20 protein-coding genes are annotated in these 19,502 nt (G+C 65.7%); 3 read left to right on the top strand and 17 right to left on the bottom strand.

Annotation, left to right across the window (positions count from 1 at the left end; translation table 11 throughout):
* Positions 1 to 22: 22 nt before the first annotated feature.
* From BLU17_RS14515 to BLU17_RS14495, 5 genes are all read right to left on the bottom strand, one after another.
* Positions 23 to 727 carry an enoyl-CoA hydratase/isomerase family protein gene (locus BLU17_RS14515; protein WP_245746862.1) on the bottom strand — a complete coding sequence of 235 codons (705 nt, stop codon included), beginning with the start codon at positions 725 to 727 and terminating at the stop codon, positions 23 to 25.
* A complete protein-coding gene (locus BLU17_RS14510; protein WP_091997563.1) occupies positions 724 to 2,022 on the bottom strand; it encodes an LLM class flavin-dependent oxidoreductase in 1,299 nt (432 codons plus the stop codon). The genes BLU17_RS14515 and BLU17_RS14510 overlap by 4 nt, the downstream gene beginning before the upstream one ends.
* Entirely contained in the window at positions 2,019 to 3,197 is a 1,179-nt protein-coding gene (locus tag BLU17_RS14505; protein ID WP_091997561.1) for an LLM class flavin-dependent oxidoreductase, read from the bottom strand. The genes BLU17_RS14510 and BLU17_RS14505 overlap by 4 nt, the downstream gene beginning before the upstream one ends.
* 84 nt (positions 3,198 to 3,281) lie before the next feature.
* On the bottom strand, positions 3,282 to 3,716 hold the full coding sequence (locus tag BLU17_RS14500; RefSeq protein ID WP_091997559.1) for a GlcG/HbpS family heme-binding protein: 435 nt from the start codon (positions 3,714 to 3,716) through the stop codon (positions 3,282 to 3,284).
* Positions 3,709 to 4,614 carry a dihydrodipicolinate synthase family protein gene (locus BLU17_RS14495; protein ID WP_245746861.1) on the bottom strand — a complete coding sequence of 302 codons (906 nt, stop codon included), beginning with the start codon at positions 4,612 to 4,614 and terminating at the stop codon, positions 3,709 to 3,711. Before BLU17_RS14495 ends, BLU17_RS14500 begins: the two co-directional genes overlap by 8 nt.
* Before the next feature lie 189 nt (positions 4,615 to 4,803).
* Here BLU17_RS14495 and BLU17_RS14490 point away from each other — a divergent pair, with 189 nt between their 5' ends.
* Complete coding sequence (locus tag BLU17_RS14490) at positions 4,804 to 5,502, top strand: peroxiredoxin (RefSeq protein WP_091997554.1); 699 nt, start codon at positions 4,804 to 4,806, stop codon at positions 5,500 to 5,502.
* Positions 5,499 to 5,915, top strand: coding sequence for an ArsR/SmtB family transcription factor (locus BLU17_RS14485; protein ID WP_091997552.1), 417 nt, complete (start codon positions 5,499 to 5,501; stop codon positions 5,913 to 5,915). Before BLU17_RS14490 ends, BLU17_RS14485 begins: the two co-directional genes overlap by 4 nt.
* A gap of 7 nt (positions 5,916 to 5,922) precedes the next feature.
* Here BLU17_RS14485 and BLU17_RS14480 read toward each other — a convergent pair whose 3' ends face one another.
* The 4 genes from BLU17_RS14480 to BLU17_RS14465 all read right to left on the bottom strand — a co-directional run bounded on the left by BLU17_RS14480 (position 5,923) and on the right by BLU17_RS14465 (position 10,009).
* Positions 5,923 to 6,798: an aspartate dehydrogenase gene (locus BLU17_RS14480; RefSeq protein WP_091997549.1), complete on the bottom strand. Its 876-nt coding sequence runs from the start codon at positions 6,796 to 6,798 to the stop codon at positions 5,923 to 5,925.
* A gap of 100 nt (positions 6,799 to 6,898) precedes the next feature.
* Complete coding sequence (locus BLU17_RS14475; RefSeq protein ID WP_091997547.1) at positions 6,899 to 8,167, bottom strand: MFS transporter; 1,269 nt, start codon at positions 8,165 to 8,167, stop codon at positions 6,899 to 6,901.
* An 86-nt stretch (positions 8,168 to 8,253) separates the two neighbouring features.
* The gene (locus BLU17_RS14470) at positions 8,254 to 9,555 is read right to left on the bottom strand and encodes an NtaA/DmoA family FMN-dependent monooxygenase (RefSeq protein ID WP_091997545.1); all 1,302 of its coding nucleotides are present in this window, start codon (positions 9,553 to 9,555) and stop codon (positions 8,254 to 8,256) included.
* Between the two features lie 37 nt (positions 9,556 to 9,592).
* On the bottom strand, positions 9,593 to 10,009 hold the full coding sequence (locus BLU17_RS14465; protein ID WP_091997543.1) for an OsmC family protein: 417 nt from the start codon (positions 10,007 to 10,009) through the stop codon (positions 9,593 to 9,595).
* Positions 10,010 to 10,272: 263 nt separating this feature from the next.
* Between BLU17_RS14465 and BLU17_RS14460 the strand changes: the two genes are divergently transcribed.
* Positions 10,273 to 11,679 carry an aminotransferase class I/II-fold pyridoxal phosphate-dependent enzyme gene (locus BLU17_RS14460; protein WP_091997541.1) on the top strand — a complete coding sequence of 469 codons (1,407 nt, stop codon included), beginning with the start codon at positions 10,273 to 10,275 and terminating at the stop codon, positions 11,677 to 11,679.
* A gap of 356 nt (positions 11,680 to 12,035) precedes the next feature.
* On the opposite strand, the gene derI is transcribed toward BLU17_RS14460, so the two are convergent.
* From derI to BLU17_RS14420, 8 genes are all read right to left on the bottom strand, one after another.
* A complete protein-coding gene (derI, locus tag BLU17_RS14455) occupies positions 12,036 to 12,491 on the bottom strand; it encodes a D-erythrulose-4-phosphate isomerase (protein WP_091997539.1) in 456 nt (151 codons plus the stop codon).
* Between the two features lie 43 nt (positions 12,492 to 12,534).
* Complete coding sequence (locus BLU17_RS14450; RefSeq protein WP_091997537.1) at positions 12,535 to 13,296, bottom strand: triose-phosphate isomerase; 762 nt, start codon at positions 13,294 to 13,296, stop codon at positions 12,535 to 12,537.
* A gap of 121 nt (positions 13,297 to 13,417) precedes the next feature.
* On the bottom strand, positions 13,418 to 14,371 hold the full coding sequence (locus BLU17_RS14445) for a D-ribose ABC transporter substrate-binding protein (RefSeq protein ID WP_091997535.1): 954 nt from the start codon (positions 14,369 to 14,371) through the stop codon (positions 13,418 to 13,420).
* 69 nt (positions 14,372 to 14,440) lie between these two features.
* Complete coding sequence (locus BLU17_RS14440) at positions 14,441 to 15,535, bottom strand: ABC transporter permease (protein WP_091997533.1); 1,095 nt, start codon at positions 15,533 to 15,535, stop codon at positions 14,441 to 14,443.
* A gap of 27 nt (positions 15,536 to 15,562) precedes the next feature.
* Complete coding sequence (locus BLU17_RS14435; RefSeq protein ID WP_091997531.1) at positions 15,563 to 17,119, bottom strand: sugar ABC transporter ATP-binding protein; 1,557 nt, start codon at positions 17,117 to 17,119, stop codon at positions 15,563 to 15,565.
* Complete coding sequence (locus tag BLU17_RS14430; protein ID WP_091997633.1) at positions 17,116 to 17,721, bottom strand: DUF2291 family protein; 606 nt, start codon at positions 17,719 to 17,721, stop codon at positions 17,116 to 17,118. Before BLU17_RS14430 ends, BLU17_RS14435 begins: the two co-directional genes overlap by 4 nt.
* Positions 17,722 to 17,823: 102 nt before the next feature.
* A complete protein-coding gene (gene dhaL / locus BLU17_RS14425; protein ID WP_091997529.1) occupies positions 17,824 to 18,477 on the bottom strand; it encodes a dihydroxyacetone kinase subunit DhaL in 654 nt (217 codons plus the stop codon).
* The gene (locus BLU17_RS14420) at positions 18,474 to 19,496 is read right to left on the bottom strand and encodes a dihydroxyacetone kinase subunit DhaK (protein WP_091997527.1); all 1,023 of its coding nucleotides are present in this window, start codon (positions 19,494 to 19,496) and stop codon (positions 18,474 to 18,476) included. The genes dhaL and BLU17_RS14420 overlap by 4 nt, the downstream gene beginning before the upstream one ends.
* Between the last annotated feature and the right edge of the window lie 6 nt (positions 19,497 to 19,502).

The following is a 19,502-nucleotide window of genomic DNA, read 5'->3' as shown; positions in this document are numbered from 1 at the left end:
AGGTAGGTCTTTACTGCCGATGTCAGGGCTTGCCTTGCCCGATCCAGGTCGCGAGCCGCTGCACGGCCGCCTCCAGCGTCGCCGCGTCCGGGTAGCGCGCCTCGCTCTCGTGGTACTCGCGCAGCAGCCGGATCGCCGAGGGCAGATAGCCCGTGAGGCTCTCGATCGTCGCCTGTCCCGCCTGCGCCAGCGCGTCGCGCGGCACCACGCGGCTCAGCAGCCCGATCGCGCGCGCTTCGTCGGCCGGCACCGGCCGGCCCGTAATCACGAGTTCCTGCGCGATGCGCGGCGCGATGAAATACGGCGCGTAGGCCGCGACCACGAGCGGCGCGAGGCCGTGATGGATTTCGTCGAAGCCGAGCACCGCGTCGCTCGCACCGATCGAAATCGTGCTGTGCAGCGCGATGCCGGAACCGAATCCGAGCGCGCGCCCCTGGATCAGCGCGATGCTCACGCCGGTGAACGCGCGCAATGCGGCGTTGGCCTTCAGGATCAGCGTCAGGTTCTGCTCGCGGGTCACGTCCGGCACGCGCTCCTTCTGGTCGCGTCCGACGCAGAAGTCCGAACCGTTCGCGTCGATCACCAGAAACCGCGCGCCGCCCTCGCGCGCGGCCGCGAGCGCGTCGATGTAGTCGTGCATCATCTGGAACGTGATCGCATTCGACGTCGCGGGACTGTCGAACGTAATGCGCGCCACGTCGTTCGTCTTCGAATAAAGCAACATCATTCACCCTGTAAGCCAAGATTGGAGCGCAACGTATCGCCTTCGGGCGCGCTGCGGAAAATGCCGCGTTTCTGCAGCAACGGCACGACCTGCGCCGCGAAATCGCCGAGCCCGTCGGGCAGCACGTCGATCATCAGGTTGAAGCCGTCGCACGCGTGCCGGGCGAACCAGTCCTCGATCGTTTGCGCGACCTGCTCCGGCGTGCCGACCACCTGCAGGTGTCCGCCGCCGTTCCGATACAGGATCTCGCGCACCGTGAGGTTCTCGCGCAGCCCCAGTTCCACTGCCGCGTTGCGAAAACCCTCCGCGCCGCGAAACGACGGATTGCTGCGGATCAGGTCGAACGGCAGCGGTCTGTCGAGTTGCAGCGCCTCGACCGGCACGCCCACGCGCAGCGCCAGCTTCTTCAGTTCCGCGTCGCCGCCGAGTTCGTCCAGCGTGCGCTTGCGGCGGCGCGCTTCCTCTTCGGTGCCGCCGAGAATCGGCAGCAGGCCGGGCAGCACCTTCACGCTCGCCGGATCGCGCCCGAACGTCTGCGCGCGCTGCCGGACATCGGCGCGAAACGCCTGGGCGCCGGCCAGCGTGTTCTGCGCGGTGAACACGACGTCGGCGGTGCGCGCGGCGAGCGACCGCCCGGCGTCGGACGAGCCCGCCTGGAACACGACCGGCGCGCCCTGCCGCGACGGCGGCAGCGTCAGCGGGCCGCGCACGTCGAAATGCGCGCCGTGATGATCGATCGCGCGCACGTGCGCCGCATCCACGTAGACGCCCCGCACCTTGTCGCCGACCAGCGCCTGCGGCGTCCAGCTTCCCCACAACGCCCGCACCACGTCGACGAACTCCTCCGCGCGGGCATAGCGCGCGTCGGCGTCCGGCAGCGGCGCGTTGCCGAAGTTCGCGGCCACGTCCGGCACGAACGTCGTCACGACGTTCCAGCCAGCGCGGCCGCCGCTCAGATGGTCGAGCGTCGATACGCGGCGCGCGAGGCTGAACGGATCGTTGTAGGTCGTCGAGGCCGTGCCGACGAGGCCGAGGTGCTTCGTGGCCCCTGCGATCGACGCGAGCGCCACGAGCGGATCCATCGCGCCGAGGTTCGGACGCTCGAAGTTCTCTTCGTTCACAGCCAGCGTGTCCGCAAGGAACAACGCATGGAGACAGGCGGATTCCGCGAGCCGCCCCAGTTCGGCGTAGAACGGCAGCCCCAGCGACGAAAACGCACTGTCGCGCCGGAACCGCCAGGCGGCCGGATGCATACCGACGCCGAGCACCACGGCGTTCAGGATCAGGCCGGGTTTCATTGCGCGTCGATCCGCAGACCGCGCGCTTTCAGCAGCGGCAGCACGTTTTGCGCGAAGAACTCGAGTTCCGGCTCGTAGTCGTAGAAGCCGATCTGCACGCCGTCGAGGCCGGCCTCGTGCAACTTCTGCAACGCATCGGCCACATCGTTCGGATCGCCAACTATCTGGATATGGCCACCCAGCACGCGGTCGGCCGGCACGTGCTCCTTCCAGCCCTGCGCATCGCCGCCCGAATGACGCGCAGTATAGGAGCGGATCGATTCGTAATCGGCCTGCGCGACGATCGCGTCGCGATACGCGAACGCTTCTTCGCGCGTCGGCCGGCAGATGATGAGCGGAAAGAGGAGAACCTTCGGCGACCGGCCCGTTGCTGCATACGGCGCGCGAATGCGCTTCACGTGCTCCGGCAGCGCCTCGATGGCGCGCTCGAACGCCGCGCCCGCCGGGCTCGACGTGAACACGATGTCCGAGTGCTTCGCCGCGTATTCGTAGCCTGCCTGCGATGCGTTCGCCGACACCATGATCGGCCGTCCGTAGCGCGGCCGCGGCGACACGTAGGCGCCCTCCAGCTGATAAAACCGCCCGTCGTGCGTGACGTTCTCGCTGCCGTCCCAGAGCGCCTCCATCACCGAGGCGAACTCGTCGGCACGCTCGTAGCGCTCGCCGTGATCGACGCGCGTCATGCCGAACATCCGCGGTTCGTTCGCGTCGTAGCCGGTCACGACGTTGATGCCGAACCGGCCGTTGGAAATGTGGTCGGCGGTGGCCGCGAAACGCGCGAGATAAAGCGGATGCAGATTCCCGTACAGCACGTGCACGGTGGAGATCGTGATGAGCCGCGACGTCACCGCGCCGAACGCGATGCTCGCGACGAACGGATCGAGAAAATTCTCGCGATAGTGCGTCGCGCCGCCGAAACCGCCCTTGGGCAACCACTGCTGCAGGCTGAAAGCGAGATCGAACCCGTGCGCTTCGGCCTTCTGCAGAAGACGCTTGTTGTATTCGAACGTCCAGTCCGTACCGCGCGGATAGGTGGACTGCGAATAGCCGCCGGTCTGCGTCGGCAGAAACAGGCCGAGCAACAACGGCTGCCGGGCGGCCTTCGACAGCGGGCTGTCCGGATAATCCAGGGGACCGCGGGCAATGCCGCGGTTTTCCGCAATCAACGTTGACATATTTGCACTCCAAAGTTTATGGCTTTGCCGCCGCGCCGCGCTTTCCATCCGGCGACGGGCGGCCGCCCGGGGCGGCGCGAGCCGTTATTCGGCAAACCCGGTTTGTTGCCGGAAATAGTCGATCGCCGCCTCGGCGCACAAAAGATCCTCGTCGGCCGTGCCGGAACTCACGCCGACGCCGCCGACGATCGTGCCGTTCACCGTCACCGGCAGCCCGCCGCCGATAATGCTGAAGTGCCCACCGTTGGTCACGTGAATGCCGAACGTGCCCTTGCCCGGCACGCACAACTGGTTGTAGACGTGCGTGCCCTTGCGCGCGACCGCGCCGGTAAACGCCTTGTCGATGGCGATGCTGATGCTGCTCACTTTGCCGCCGTCCATTCTTTCGAACGTGATCAGATGTCCCGATTCGTCGGTGACGGCGGTGCACATCGGGATACCCAGTTCGTCGGCCTTGCGGCGCGAGCCTTCGATCAGGATCGCCGCTTCCGCAAGCGAGAGTCGTTTGATTTCAAGCATGATGGGCAGTTACCTTGCCGAGGTCGGTGGTTTGCAGGAACGCGTCGAGCTGCGCGGTTTCGTCTTCGGTCAGCGCGCCGAACGGCGGATACGGCGAGCCGATGCCGCGGCCGAGCGCCGTCAACGCCGACTTCATCACCGGCATCAGGCCGCAGTGCATCCAGCGCGCGGGGAAAAGGGAAAACTGCCGTTGCAGGCGGGCCGCCTCGCGCGTGTCGCCGGCCGTGAAGGCCGCGATGACCTTCGCGCCCAGTTCGGCAAGCGGCGGCGGCATCGTCACGCCGCTGCCGCCTAGCTGCAGCGAGATCAGCAGCATCTGCGCCGTGGTCAGATAGCGCGCATGGCCGGCCAGGTCGATTTCCTCAATCAGCCGCCCGACGCGGGAGAGGTCGCGCGAACTCTCCTTGACGAACTGCACGCGGTCGAGCTTCGCCAGCTCGACGGTCGCATCGACGGACAGATCGGCGCCAGGCCCCGAATTCAGATAGAGCATGATCGGCAGGTCGGTTTCCTTCGCGATCAGCTCGAAGTAGCGGACCAGCTCGGCCGTGGCCGGCGCGCCGCCGAACGGACGCAGCGGCGCGAGCAACTGGATCGCGTCGGCGCCGAGCGAAGAGGCCAGCTGGCCCAGCTCGATCGCACTGCGAAACGACGGATGTGAAATGCCCACGACCACCGGCACGCGTGCGCCGACCGCGGCGACGGTCTCGCGGATGAGGGCCTTGCGTTCGTCGAACGGCAGATAGTGGTATTCCTGTGTTTCGACGCCTGCGGCCACGACCATCGTCGCGTGGCATACGTCGACGACATAGTCGACATGGGAGGCCAGTGCGGCGCGATCGACGTTGAGCGCCGCGTCGAACGGCGTCAGCGGCGGTACGACGAGCGCCGGAGGCAAAGTAGAGTTATCGTTTGTCACTTGCTGGTTTTAATAACTATTGGTAAATTTACAGCGTCTTTCAGCTCTTTATCCCGGCAATATCGAGGATTTATCCAATATTAATTTCCATCTTTCGCAAGTCAACAAACCATATGGACTTTCGTTATTCCCTAACTTTGGTGTTTCACGCTATGGCAGAGATTTCGAATGGATGACATCAGCGACGACGTTCGCCCGACCCGCCCCCCCTTTCTCTACGAACCGGCACCCGACTTCGAGGCGCGCTCGACGGTGGGCATGATTTCGTCGACGGCATACCGTGGAAAATGGCTGCTGTTCTTCTCTCACCCGGCCGACTTCACCCCGGTCTGCACGAGCGAACTGATCGCGTTCGCGCGTATCGCGCCGCGCTTTCGGGAACTCGACTGCGAACTGCTCGCACTGTCGATCGACGGGCTGTATTCGCACCTCGCGTGGCTGCGCAGCATCAAGGACCATTTCGACATCGACATCCCGTTCCCGGTGATCGAAGACCCGTCGATGGCGATCGCGAAGGCATACGGCATGTTGCCCCCGAAGGCGATATCGTCGAGCACCGTGCGCGGGATGTTCCTGATCGATCCGGAAGGGATCATCAAGGCGATCAGCTGGTATCCGATCTCGACCGGACGTTCGGTCGAGGAAGCGTTCCGGCTGTTTCAGGCGGTACGGATGACGTGGCATGAAAACCTCTATGCACCGGCGGACTGGCAACCGGGGCAACCGTGTGTGGTGCCGCCGCCGAAGACGATCGGCGACGCCTCGGCGCGTCTCGCCGAAAACAATGTCTCCGACTGGTACTACCAGACGCGCGATACCGCGCCCGCGAAACCGGCCCATGCCGCCAAACGGGGGGCCCGCCGATGAACCCGACCGAACCCGGACGCCCCGGACTCACGGCGGTCGCCAACTATCTGCGGATCATCAGCCATCCGAGCCGGCTCGCGATCGCGCTGCTGCTGCTCGACGGCCCGTGCTCCGTGTCCGAAATCGAGAGCGCGCTCGGCCTGCGCCAGCCGAACCTGTCGCAGCACCTCGGCGTGCTGCGCGATGCGAATATCCTCACGGCGAGCCGCCAGGCCAAATCGGTCACGTACACGCTCTGCGACGGGCCGCCGAGGGAACTCGTGCGCGGCATCGCCATCTCGGTGAATGCGCCGGCCGCGCCGGACAAGCAAGTGCCGCTGGCTGCGCCCCCCTCCGCGACGAAATCCGCCGCCAACGAGCCCGACGACGCCTTGATGTTCGCCCAGGTCATCGCCCACCACCGGGACGGATGACAAGCGCTCATGGCCTCGCCGCCATCACGCCGATCCCGCTCCGCGCCCGGTCGCGCAGAAATCGGATCGCGCTGAACGCCGTCAACGCGGAGGTCTTCGGATTCCGCGCGCAGGGCGTCGCCGCGATCTCGATGCATAGTTCTCCGAATTCACCCCGCGCCCGAACCACGTGGGTATTGCGCACCGCCGCCGGGTCGGCCACGAGCCGCACGCGCGTGCGCTCGAAGCCGGCGCCCGCGAGCGCGACGGCGGCGGCGACATTCGCGTTCTTCGGATATCGCTGCGCGGTATCGCGCGCGGTCCCTTCGAAAATCGTCGCGGCATGGCGAAGGCCGTCCAGCGCGCCGGCCGCATCGGCCGGCGTGCCCCTCCACGCTTCGACCGGCTTGCTGCCCGTGTAAAGCACGTCGTCGAGTCCGCCGACCGCGGCCGCTGCGAGCGCGTCCAGTCCACCGAACGCGCCGGAGAGCAGCGAGACGCGGCCGCCGCCTTCCAGGGCCGCCGCTTCGCACGCATCGCGCACCGCATCGTCGGCAAGCGCGCCGATGGAAACCATCGCGCATTCGACGCCCATGCGCAGCAGCGGGACCACGTGCTCCCGCACGGCGCGGTGGCCCGCACATTCGATCGCGATGTCGGGCCTGCCCGGCAACGCATCCACGCGGCTTGCGACCGTCGCCGCTGGCCCGACCCTGCGCGCCGTTTCGGCAACGCTGCGCGGCGACACGACGATCTGGTCGACCACGATAGCCGGGTCCGATGCGAACGCATCGAATACGGCCGACCCGATCGAGCCGAAGCCGATCAGCGTCGCGCGCAAAGGCGTGCTTCGCGCCTCGACGCGGCGCGCCGTTTCGAAAGTGGGGCTTTTCAAATCCAGCATGAGTTCAGAAAGAAATGATGAATGTCGGCGCGCTACGTCATCCGCCGTATAGGCGAACCGTGCAGGCGCGGCGCAACCTGCGCCCCCGAATCCGGCTGCTTCAATCCGGCAATCCCTTGCCGCGCGTCTCGGGCAGGAACCACACGGCGACCACGCCAAGCAGATAGATCGGCGCGAACCACAGCGCGACCTTGCCGAAGCCGCCGAGCGCAGCGGCCAGCGTGCCGGCCGCGATCGCGCCCGCCATCGCGAGATAGCGCGCGCCCGAGAACACGACGCTAATCGCGGTGGCGCGAATGCGGGTGGGAAAGAGTTCCGGCGTGTGGATCGCGTACCAGCTATAGAGCCCGCCCGTGAAGAAGCCGGACACCAGTTGCGCGATCGTCACCGCCTGCGCGGAACCGAGCCCCGCGAAAACGAACGGCACGATCACGAGCGAGCCGAGCAGATAAACGATCGTCGTGGGGCGGCGTCCCCACGCTTCCGCGAGAAAGCCCATCGCAATGCAGCCGACGATCTCGCCGAAGTTGTACAGGGCACCCGCCCAGCCTGCGAGCGACGCCGCTTCGCGCGGCGTGTGCGCGAGGCTCGCCACGAACGTAGGCAGGAACGACGTGACCGCCCACCAGCCGCCCGTGATCGAAATCGACACCGCGAGCGCACCGACCAGATGCCGCCGCACCTGTGGCTGCGCGAACAGCGCCAGCGGATTCACTTCGTGGCGCGCTTTCGTCCAGCGCGTCGACTCCGGAATCCGCCGATATACGGCGACGACGATGACGAGCGGCACGGCGCCGAACAGATACATCCAGCGCCACGACATGCCGAGCGTCGAACCGACGAGGATCCACAGCCCCGACACCAGCAAGCCGCCCACCGAAAAGCCCGCCTGAAGCAGACCCGCGCCGCGCGTGCGCCACTTCTCGGGCCACACTTCCTGCAGCAGCGAAGTGCCGACGCCCCACTCCGCGCCGATGCCGACACCGGTGAGAAAGCGCGCGAGCGCGAGCCACTGCCAGGTCGGCGTCAGCGCCGAAGCCGTCGTGGCGACGCTGTACAGCGCCACGCCCAGCAGCATGGTCTTGCGGCGGCCGAGCCGGTCGCCCATGATGCCGCCGAGCACGCCGCCCGTCGCCCAGCCCGCGAGCGTGATCGTCACGAGATAGCCGAGGTAGCGTGCGAAGGCGTGCGAGACTTCGGCGGGCAACAGTTCGGCCAGCACCGGGCGGCCTGTGACGAGCAGCACGAACGTGTCGTAGCCGTCCGCGATCCAGAACGTCGTGACGATCGCGAGCACGACCCATGCTTCCCGCGTGATCGACGTCGTGCCCGCCGCCGACGACTCCCGAATGGACTGGTTAGCGTACATGATAAGCAGGATACCTGATGAATTGACGCAACTGCGTTACGGGAACCGGCGGTCCGCGGCACCGAACGCCCGGACCGCCGTATGCGCTAGAACGCCAGCAGATTGTCGCGGAACCGCTCGTGCTCATACTGCGTGCGCACGACGCCGAGCCGCTGAAGCTCGGGAACGAGACCGTCGGTGATTTCCGCGATGTAGCGGCGCGTGAGGTCGGGGTCCATCAGCAGAAAGCCGTCGCCGCCCACCTCGTCGACGATCTCGGAGAGCCTCGCCGCGACGTCCGGCGCGGTGCCCACGAGGTTCACGTCGGACAGCATCTTGCCGCTGCCGCTGATCTCGCGCAGCGTGCGCCCCGTGTACTGCGCCACGAGCGTCTGGTGTCCGTTCGACGTGAGCTCCGGCAGCGGTTCGTCAAGGTCGAACTTCGAAAAGTCGATGCCGCTCGTGCGCGAGAGCGATGCGAGATGCGCGTCGAGATGCTTCTCCGCGTCGGCGAGCTGCGCGCGCCGGCGCATCTCGGCGTTCTCGCGCGATTCGTCGATGATCGGCGTGATCAGGAACAGCACCTTCACGCTGTCCGGGTCGCGTCCCGCCTCGCGCGCCCGCGCGCGCACGTCGTCGCGGAACGCCTTCATCGACGCGACGCTGCGCGCGGTGCCGATCACCGTCTCGGCCCAGCGCGCGGCGAACTGGCGGCCGCGCGGCGAGCCGCCCGCCTGGCAGATCACCGGCCGGCCCTGGGGCGAGCGCGGCGCGCCGAGCGGTCCGCGCGAGCGGAAATACTGGCCCTCGAAATGCACGGGCCTCACTTTGGCCGGGTCCGCGAATATTTCGTTATGCTGATCCATGACGACCGCATCCGCGTCCCACGACTCCCACAGCTTGATGACCAGATCGACGTATTCGTCGGCCATCTCGTAGCGCTGGTCGTGCGGATACTGGCGGTCGAGCCCGAAGTTCTGCGCGCCGCCGTCGTTGCTGCCGGTCACGATGTTCCAGCCGGCGCGGCCCTGGCTCACGTGGTCGAGCGTGTTCGTGAGGCGCGCGAGCTGGAACGGATGATATTCGGTGGTCGACATCGTCGTGACGACGCCGAGCCGCCGCGTCGCCTGGATCAGGAACGACGCGAGCACGGCCGGATCGAGCTTCGGCGAATCGACCGCGTAGCGCAGATAGGTATCGTGCGAGTTCTGGTACGTGTACGGGATGTTCGACGAATCCTCGATCATCACGTAGTCGAACGCCGCGCGTTCGAGCGCGCGCGCGAGATCGACGAACAGGTCGGGCGAGGTCCAGCCCTTCGGATTCGGGCCGCCCCATGGCAGACGCCAGGCCTTCGGGCCAAAGCCGCGGGAAATGAACCATGCGAGGTGAAACGGTGTGCGTGCCATGATTGCTTTCGGTTGTCGGTGGAATCGTGCGAACGGATCAGGGATGGGCCGTCACGGCGACCGAGATCGGGCCGCCGCGGCGCACGGTGTTGTAGATCACGCAGCCGCTCGTGAAGTGGTCGATCAGTTGCTGCGCCTGTTGCTGCGTGACGCCGTGCACCGTCACGTCGATGTGCACGCGCTCGAAACGCGTGCGGTCTTCGGCGTCGCGCACCGAATCGACGGCCGCCGTCGCGTGCTTCACCGTGAGGCTCAATTCGCGCGCGGCCTTCTCGACGCTGCCGAGCGCGCACACGCCGAGCGCCGAGAGCAGAAGTTCGGACGGCTCGACGGCCACCGTGTCGCCGTCGCGCGCAGAGGGCGAATCGGACGCGAAAAGATTGCCGCGGCTGTCCACCAGATAGCGCCCGGTCACGCCAATGGTCGTCGTGGTTGCGCTGCGTTGCTCGCTCATGGGAATGCCTCGCTGAGAGTCGTTGTGAGTTGCCGTGGCGTAATTAAATCCCTCGGAAGTGTTTTGTTCCAGTAACATATTCAGATATGTTTATCTCATATAAATATGTTCACTCCACCCTGCGGCAGCGAAAATGCCGATGGGAAAGCGCGGGCGACCGCCCGGAGTGGCGTAGACTGGCGGACCGGGAAACGGCCGGAACTCCTGACCGGCCGGGACATGATGCCTCTTTCACAGCGCGAATCACAGCAACGGACGATTGAATGACGAAGCGACAAACCCCGCCTGCCAGCCTCGATTCGGAGACCGGTCAACTGGCCGAGGCCGAATGGCTGGCCCGTTATGTTCAGACCGACGGCGGCGGCGACCTGGTGCAGGGCATCCGCGACCTGATCCGCACCGGCCGGCTGCAAACCGGCGCCCGGCTGCCGACGGTGCGAATGCTGGCGCCGCTGCTCGGCGTAAGCCCCGCGACGGTCGCCGGAGCGTGGTCCCGGTTGCGCGACCTCGGGATGATCGAGACGCGCCGGCGCGGCGGCACGGTCGTGATCGACATCGGGCCGCGCGTCGCCGGGAGTTCCGGCGCGCCGGACACGCAATCGTGGGATCTCGCGCAAGGGCTGATCGACTACGCGCTGCTGCCGGACCTGCGGCAGGCGCTCGTCGCGGGGCTCGACGAGCCGTCCGTGCATCGCGCGTCGAAGGAGCACGCGGTGCCGAGCCTCGTCGCCGCCGTCGCGCCCACCTGGCCGTTCCGGCCGCACGCGTGGAGCACCGCCGGCAGCGGCACCGAAGGCACGCTGCTCGCGATCCAGGCGGTGGCGGGCGAAGGCGGCGCCGTGGCGATCGAGTCGCCGACGAGCCCGCGTCTGCTCGATATCTGCACCACGCTCGGCGTCGAACTGATCGCGGTCGAGTGCGACGGCCACGGCCCCACGCCCGGGTCGCTGCGCGAGGCGCTCGCGCGCCGTCCGGCCGCATTCGTCTATCAGCCGCGCGCGCAGGTGCCGCTCGGGCACGCAGTGGACGCGGCGCGTCTCGCAGAACTCGCGCGCGAACTGCAGCAGAGCCCCGACACCCAGATCGTCGAAGACGACTTCATCGGCCCGCTCTCGCTCGTCAACGCGCCGAGCATGGGCGCGCTCCTCCCCGAGCGCACCCTGCTCGTGCGCGGCTATTGCAATACGTACGGGATCGACCTGCGTACGTGCGTGGTCGGCGGCTCGTCATCGCTGATCGACCGGATGCGGCGCCTGCGCAGCTTCGGCGCGGCGATGAACAGCCGCATCCTGCAAGGCGCGCTGGCCTGGCTTATCAACGACGAACGCACCAGTGCGGCGGTCGCGCGAGCGCGGCAGCGCTACGCGAGCCGGCGCACGATGCTGCTCGAACTGTTGCAGGCGCGCGGTTTCGCCGTGCAGGGCGCCGACGGCCTGAATCTCTGGGTACGCGTGCCGAGCGAGGAAACGGCCATCGTCTCGCTCGCGGCGCACGGCATTTCGGTCGGCAGCGGCCAGCGCTGCCATGTCGGGCCGAGGACGGGGGAATTCCTGCGCGTCTCCACCGCGCGGCTGCCGGACAGCCGCGCCGAACTCGAGCACATCGCGAACTGCTTCGCGGAAGTGCAACGCGCGCAGCGTTCGGATGGGATGATCCTCGGGCATGAATGAACGTCGCGCGTGCCTCATCGGCAATCCCCAGCGAAGCGTCTTCACCAGGTCCTCGCCCACCCGCGCGCAAGGTGAACGGCATCGGACCGAAGGCTAGCGAGAAGCGCGAGTTACTTCGGTATCCATATGATTGACGACCTTGCACGCGCAGCGCCGGAATATCTACAGGTGCGCCTCCGGCTGCGCTATGCCAGGTGGCTGACCGAAGTTGCACAGGGCATCGACGAGCGGCCGGTCATCGTGTCGCCGGAGCAGCATAACTCGGGTCCGGTTTTAGGCAGGAATTACCCAACATAATGGCCGGTAATGTGCCGCGCCGCATGCGTTCTTGACGCGCCAACAACATTTAACGCGCGCTACCGATGGTGATATTTTGAATCCACTTCGTTGATTGCCGCGACATTGCCTGCACTTCGTCCGTTTTCATCGAAGGTGTTTTCCAGAAAGGCATCGGCGATAGCTTTGGCCACTTCAGGCCCGATCACGCGCGAACCCATGGTAATGATCTGCGCGTTGTTCGAAAGCGCCGCGCGTTCTGCGGAGTAGGTGTCGTGGCACAACGCGGCGCGAATGCCTGGTACCTTGTTCGCCGATATGCTGACACCAATGCCGGTGCCACAGACAAGAATCGCCCGGTCGTATGCGCCGCTGACCACGCCGGTTGCCACGCGGTCCGAGAGATTGGCATAGAACTCGTTAGGATTCGATTCGTTGCTCGACACTTCAAAGACTTCGAAGCGATCCTTCAGATAGTCGGCCAGCACGCGGGCCAATCCGACTCCGGCGCTGTCCCCTCCAATGGCCACTTTCATGACGATCTCCTTGAGAATTGGGGTTTGCAAGCACGCATCGAAGTCAGAGGACGGCCCCGACGCGCTTCAATATGTCCAGATATCCGCTGACGTCCCACGCCGAACGGCCGATGAACAGCCCGTCGATATTCGGGCAGGCGGCAAGTTCCGCGCAGTTGTCCGGGTTGACCGAGCCGCCGTACAGGCACGGTATGCGGCGCCCGAGAATCGCCTGCGCTGCCTGACCGATTTCCGCCTGTCGCGCATCGGCGTATTCAGCGCTGGCGGGAACGCCGCGTTCGCCAATGGCCCACACGGGCTCGTACGCGAGCAGAATCGGCACCGCGCGCTGTTGCGGGCTGAGCCTTGCCAGTGCGCCGCGCACTTCCGCAGCCAGGACTTCCACGGCGCGGCCGCTTTGCTTGTCGGCGAGCGTCTCGCCGATACAGATCAACGGCGTCAGCCCGTGGCGAACGGCCGCCTCTACCTTGAGGCCCACGGTGTCGTCGGTCTCGCCAAAATGCTCGCGCCGCTCGGAATGGCCAAGTTCGACGAGGTCCATTCCGCAATCGACCAGCATCTGTGCAGAAATTTCGCCGGTCCACGCGCCGTGCTCGGCCCAGTGCATGTTTTGCGCGCCAACCTTGACGCCAGTCTCCGCAAGCATGGATTTGACCTCGCGAATCGCGGTAAAAGGCGGAATCACGAAGCACTGAATTCGCGGATCGTCCGGACTGGAGAGCATGCGCTCGGCAAACGTGATGGCTTGCGCCAGCGTCTTGTTCATCTTCCAGCTTGTACCGACCCAAAACAGGGAATCAGTCATGGTTACCTTGTTGCACAAATGCGCTTATGTTTCGCAGCGGTTTCGCAGCGCATGTCGCGCCGGAACCAACGGAAGCGATCCAAACCGCCAGCCCGGTGCACGGATAAATACGCCCGTCAACTTACTTCGACATCACGAACGGCGCCGTGTACTTCGAAGCATTCGCCTTCGTAATCAGCACGCAGTCGAAAAGCTGCTTCTCGCCCGATGCACCCGTCTTGCCGGTTTTCAGGAACTGGTCTGCCTCCTGCACCGCCTTGGCGGAAAATACGGCAACCGGTTGCAGCACCGTGTACTGCAACTCGCCAGCCTTGACCGCATCGACCGCGGCGGGCGAACCGTCGAAGCCGCCCACCTTCACGCTCTTGAGCTTGCCTGCCTGCTTGAGCGCCGCGATCGCGCCAAGTGCCATTTCATCGTTGCCGCTGATGACGCCGATCACGTCCGGATGCGCCTGCATCAGACTCTGCGTTGCGTTGAAGCCTTGCGTGCGGTCCCAGTTCGCCACCTGCGAGCCCACCAGTTTCAGATCCGGATACTGGCTCAGCACGGATTTGTAGCCGTTCGAGCGCGTCGCGGCGTTGTTGTCGGACGGTGCGCCGAGCAGTTCGACATAATTACCCTTCGAGCCGACATCCTTGACCCATTGCTGGGCGCCCAGCGCGGCGCCTTGCGCGTTGTTCGAAACCAGTTGCGCCTTGGCGAGACCCGGCTGATTGATTTCCGCATTGACGAGGAACACCGGAATATTCGCGGCGACCGCCTTCTTTACGGCGCCAACGGAACCGCTGGCGTTCGCCGGGTCGAGAATGATCGCGACCGACTTGTTGGTGATGGCGGTGTCGATCTGCTGACTCTCGGTATTCGTGTCGCCTTTCGACGCGGAGACGTTGGCCGTGTAACCGAGTTTTCTGGCTTCGGCCGCGGCGATATTGCCTTCGGCAAGCCAGTACGGGTTCGCGGGATCGTTGACGATGATGCTGATGAGGCCGCCGGCCGCATGAGCCTGTCCGACGAACAAGGGCGCCGCCAGGGCGAAGGCAGCAAGGATCATGGTCTTTGTCTTCATGGTCATGTGAGGTCTCTTCCTGAATGGGTAATGACGTAGGGTTTCAGTACACTTCCCGCTTGCCGGTCGTACTGCTTATGCCTTGCCGCCGCTTTGCGGAGAAGCCAGTTGTCCACCGGTCGGCGCGGGACGCTTGACGCGGCGGCGATATTGAATGGCGTTCAGCAACACCGCGAGGACGATGACCGCGCCGGTGAATACGGTTTGCCAGTAAGACGAGATGCCGATGATCACGAGACCGTCGGACAGGAAGCCGATCACGAATGCGCCGAGCAGCGTGCCGCGGATATTGCCGGTACCGCCCATCAGCGACGCGCCTCCGATCACCACGGCCGCGATGGCCGTCAGTTCGTAGCTCGTCCCCGCCGTCGGACCGGCGGAAGTGAGCTGCGAGGAGAGAATCAGCCCGGCTATCGCCGCGCAGATGCCGGAGAGCATGTACACGCTGATTTGTACGTGCCTCACCGGCACGCCGGAGAGTTCCGCCGCGCGAGCATTGCCGCCCGAGGCGTAAAGCCAGCGGCCGAATGCCGAGCGATTGAGCATGATGCTGCAGAGGGCCGCGATGACAGCCAGAATCAGCACGCCTACCGGCACGTTGAAAAGCCGGTCGAAGCCCAGCCAGTCGAAACCCGTATTGCCCAGATCGGCCTGGCCGCCCAGGTTGTTATAGGTCAGACCATTGGTCATCAGCAGAGCGAAGCCGCGCACGACGTACATCACGCCGAGCGTGGCGACGAAGGCCGGCACCCTGAAACGCGCGATGAGAATCCCGTTGACGAGGCCGATGAAGCCGCCGAGCGCGCAGCACAGCACCACGACCACCCAGACCGACGGATACAGCACCACGCCGAACATGTTCAGCGTCACGCCCTGCATGAAGAAACCCGCGACGACACCGGAAAGCCCGAGCGTGGAGCCGACCGACAGATCGATCCCTCCGTTGACGATCACGAGCAGCATGCCGATCGCAAGAATCCCGTAGATGGCCACGTGCGAGGCCATTGTCAGAAAATTTTCTAGTGCGAAATAATTGGGTGACAGAAAGGAAAAGATGACGACGATGGCGATCAGCGCGAAAAACGCGCGTCCTTCGAGCAGGATCTTGCCAAGGTCGATCCCCTCCGCGCCGAAGCGATGAGGTCCCGATGTTTTGGCGGCATGGCTCATGTTGAATGTCTCCTGGCATTGCTACGATCAGACGACAACGGCTTCGCCCGAGGCGGCCATGATGTCGTCCTTGTTGGCATCCGGGCCGAATTCGGCGGATATCTTGCCGCGCCGCATCACGACGATGCGATGGGCGACGCTCAGACACTCGCCGACTTCCGAAGTCGAATACACGACGGCCAGGCCTTTCTTCGCGTTCTCCGCGAGCAGGCGAAACACCTCCGCTTTCGCGCCGATGTCGATGCCGCGGCTGGGTTCGTCGAGCAGGATCACTTTCGGCCCGGTTGCGAGCATCTTGCCGATCACGACCTTTTGCTGATTGCCACCGGATAGCGACCGGATCGATGCGCCCGCTCCCGCCGTCTTGACGTGAACGTTGCGGATCGATTCGCCGACGAGATCGCGCTCGGCGGCAGGCGACATCAGCAGCCTCCTCACGAAGGAGCGCACGCTCGCGAGCGACAGGTTCGAGCCGACGCTCATGGTCTGCACGAGACCATCGCGCTGACGATCCTCCGGCACCAGCACGAGGCCCTTCGCGATGCGTTCGGCAATACCCAGCGACGCCATGTCCTCGCCTTCGAGCAGCACCCTGCCCCCCGTGACGGGAAGCCGCGTGCGGCCGGCCACCGCTTCGAGCAGTTCCGTGCGGCCCGCGCCCATCAATCCATAGATGCAGACGATCTCGCCCGCGCGCACCTTGAGCGACAGATGATCGACCGCCGGGGCGCCCGTGCCGGATTCGCCGGCAACGCTGAGGTCGTCGATGTCGAGCGCCGCCTCGCCGAACGCGTACCCCGTCGGCGGCGAGCCGAGATCGAAATTCTCGCCGACCATGTTGCGCACGATCCATCCGAGGTCGATGTCCTTCCTCTCGGCCGTCGCGGTAATCCTGCCGTCGCGCAACACCACGGCATAGTCCGTGACCTGCAACGCCTCCTCGAGGTGATGCGAGATGTACACGATCGAAACCCCGCGGCTCGTCAGGTCGCGAATCACCCTGAAGAGCACCTCGACCTCGGAGGCGCTCAGCGCGGAAGTCGGCTCGTCCATGATGAGGATGCGCGAATCGACCGAGAGCGCACGCGCGATCTCCACCACCTGCTGCTGGCCGAGGCGCAGGTCGTGGATCAGCGTCATCGGGTCGATCTCTTCCTCGAGATCGGCCATCAGCGCCTGCGTCTGGCGCGCCTCCCCGGCAAAGTCCACGCCCGTCGGCGTGCGCAATTCCCGGCCCATGAAGATGTTGTCGCGCACGTTCAGATTGGGCGCGAGGCTCAACTCCTGGTGAATGATCGAGATGCCGTGATCGCGCGCATCGCTCGCCGAAACAAAGGCGACCCGCTCGCCATCGAGTTCGATCTCCCCGGACGTCGGCTTTTCCACGCCGGAGAGGATCTTCATCAAGGTGGACTTGCCCGCGCCGTTTTCGCCGAACAGCGTCGTGACCTTGCCGCGATGGATCTCGAAGTTCACACCCTTCAGGGCGTGCACGCCGCCGTATGACTTGACGATGTCGCGCGCGGACAGCAACACGCTGCCCTTCGCTTCGGCCGGTGCCGTGATTGGGATTGCGGTGCTCATTTGACGTCCAGCTTCACGGGAGTGACGAGCCAGCCGTCCGGATTGACGAGCTGGAACACGCCGACGACCGAGAGGGTCTTGCCGGTCAGCCTGGCCGTATCGATTTTCGACAAGACCTCTTTCTTCATTTCCGCATTGACCGCGTAGCCGGCGTTCTGATAGTCGATCTGGTTGGTGAACTGACCGAAGCTGATGTCACCGGTGCCGTCGCGCAGATCGGTGCCGTTGATCGCCGGCCCCGTCTGCACGCGGACGACCAGCGAATCGGGCAACCCCGGCACTTTCACTTCGTACACGCCCGAGTCTTCCTTGCCCGCTACGCCCGTGAACTTCACGGACATCTCGGGACCGACGCCGCCGCCCGCCACACCGTACTGCTTGCCCGCCTCGTCCGGATCTTTGGCGATGGCCGCAGCCAGCGTGGCGGCATCGACGGCGCGCTTTTCGATCGCCGCCCGCGTCTTCGGGAATTGCGTCTTCCCGTAGGCCGCCGGCTCGAATTCACGGGTCTGCGAGTCCGCGCCGGAGCCGATCTTCACGAGCTTCGTGCTCGTCGCCATCGCAACCAGCAAAATCGCCAGCAACACGATCTCGGTCGCCATGCGAACGTTGCGCCGGCCGCGACCCTTCATCGATGGAGCAACCGCACTCATTGGCTCACCTCCCTTGCGTTGGAGCGCCGGCGTTGCCGGTCGTCGGCACATTCAATCTGCGTCATGTCTCCTCCAGTTTTCTGCGATCACGTTGAGCACCATCGCAGCCGAGGCGGCGCCCGGATCGACGTGTCCGACGCTTCGTTCACCGAGACGCGACGAGCGCCCCTTGGTCGCGACCATCGCGATCGTGGACTCGGCGCCCGCCGTTGCCGCCTCGCCCGCGCGCGTCATGATCTCGCGCACCGGCAAGCCGTCCGCCATGCCTTGTTCAATGGCTGCGGCGGCGGGCGCCCAGACGTCGACCATGGTTTTTTCGCCGATCCCGGCGCGTCCGCGCAAGCGGATGCCTTCGGCCATGGCGACGATCAGGCCCGGCGCCTCGTTCAGCGGCAGTGCGTGCCGCGCGCCGGCAACCTTCGCCGCGCGTAGGAACGCGGTGGCGTAAAGCGGCCCCGACGACGCGCCAACCGCGTTGAGGAAGCCCTTCGCCGCCGCGTTCAACTGATCCGCGAGCGTGGCTTGCGCCGGTAGCGCGTCGATCGCTTGCGAGGCGGCGGTGAAGCCCTGCTCCATCGCGATACCGTGATCCGCGTCGCCGATCACGCCATCGAGGCGGCAGAGCTCGTCCCGCGCCTGCGCGATAGTGTCCGCGAGCTCGCGGAAGAGGCGTGCCACGTCGGCGGTCGTCAGCGCGGACGTCATGCCGCCCTCTGCTGAAACATCGCGCATTCGCACGGGTGATCGATGAGGCGCTCGAGTTCGTCGTCCAGATGCATCACCGTGATCGACGCACCCGCCATTTCGAGCGACGTGCAAAGCGGCCCCACCAGCGTGCGATGCGCCACGAGACCCGCGTCCTTCAGCCGCTGCGCAACACGACGGTTGAGGATGTACAGCTCCATGAGCGGCGTGGAACCGAGCGAATTCACGAGCACGGCGACGCGATCGCCTTTTGCGGCATCCATCTCGGTGAAAATCGCGTCCATGATTTCGTCGGCAATGGCGTCGGCGGAGCGCAGCGCCTCGCGGCGCATGCCCGGCTCGCCGTGAATGCCCATGCCGATTTCCATTTCACCCGGCGCGATCTCGAAGTTGCGGCGACGCGTCTGCGGCAACGAGCACGGCGCGAGCGCGACGCCCAGCGTGTAGGTGCGCGCGTTGGCATGACGCGCGACGCGCTCCACTTCGTCGAGCGGCATCATCAGATCGGCGGCTGCGCCCGCCGCCTTGAAGATGAACACGTTGCCCGCCACGCCGCGACGCGTTTCGCGCTTCTCGCGCGGCGCCGAGGCGATGTCGTCGGTCGTCAGCACCGTGCGCGCCTCGATGCCTTCGAGTTCGAGCATCTCGCCAGCCATATCGAAGTTCATCACGTCGCCGGCGTAATTGCCGTACATGAACAGCACGCCCGCGCCGCCATGCGCCGCGAGCGCGGCATCCACGGCCGGTTGCGGCGGCGGCGACGCGAAGACGTTGCCGATCACCGCCGCGTCGGCCAGCCCCTTGCCGACGAAGCCCAGGAACGTCGGTTCATGCCCCGATCCGCCGCCGATCACGAGCGCCACCTTGCCGTCGCGCGGACCGTTGCGCGCGACGATGGCGCGCGGCGCGCTGTCGTTGCGCGTCAGCAGGTCGCCGTGGGCGGCCATGATGCCCTCCAGCATCTCGTCGACAGCGGCGGCGCCGTCGTTGATCAGCTTCTGTGTCCTCGCGCCCTGCATCGTCTG

Source organism: Paraburkholderia lycopersici (assembly GCF_900096975.1).
GTDB classification, from domain to species: domain Bacteria; phylum Pseudomonadota; class Gammaproteobacteria; order Burkholderiales; family Burkholderiaceae; genus Paraburkholderia; species Paraburkholderia lycopersici.
Note: the sequence above shows the minus strand (reverse complement) of the source record. Positions and strands in the feature narration are given on the sequence as shown.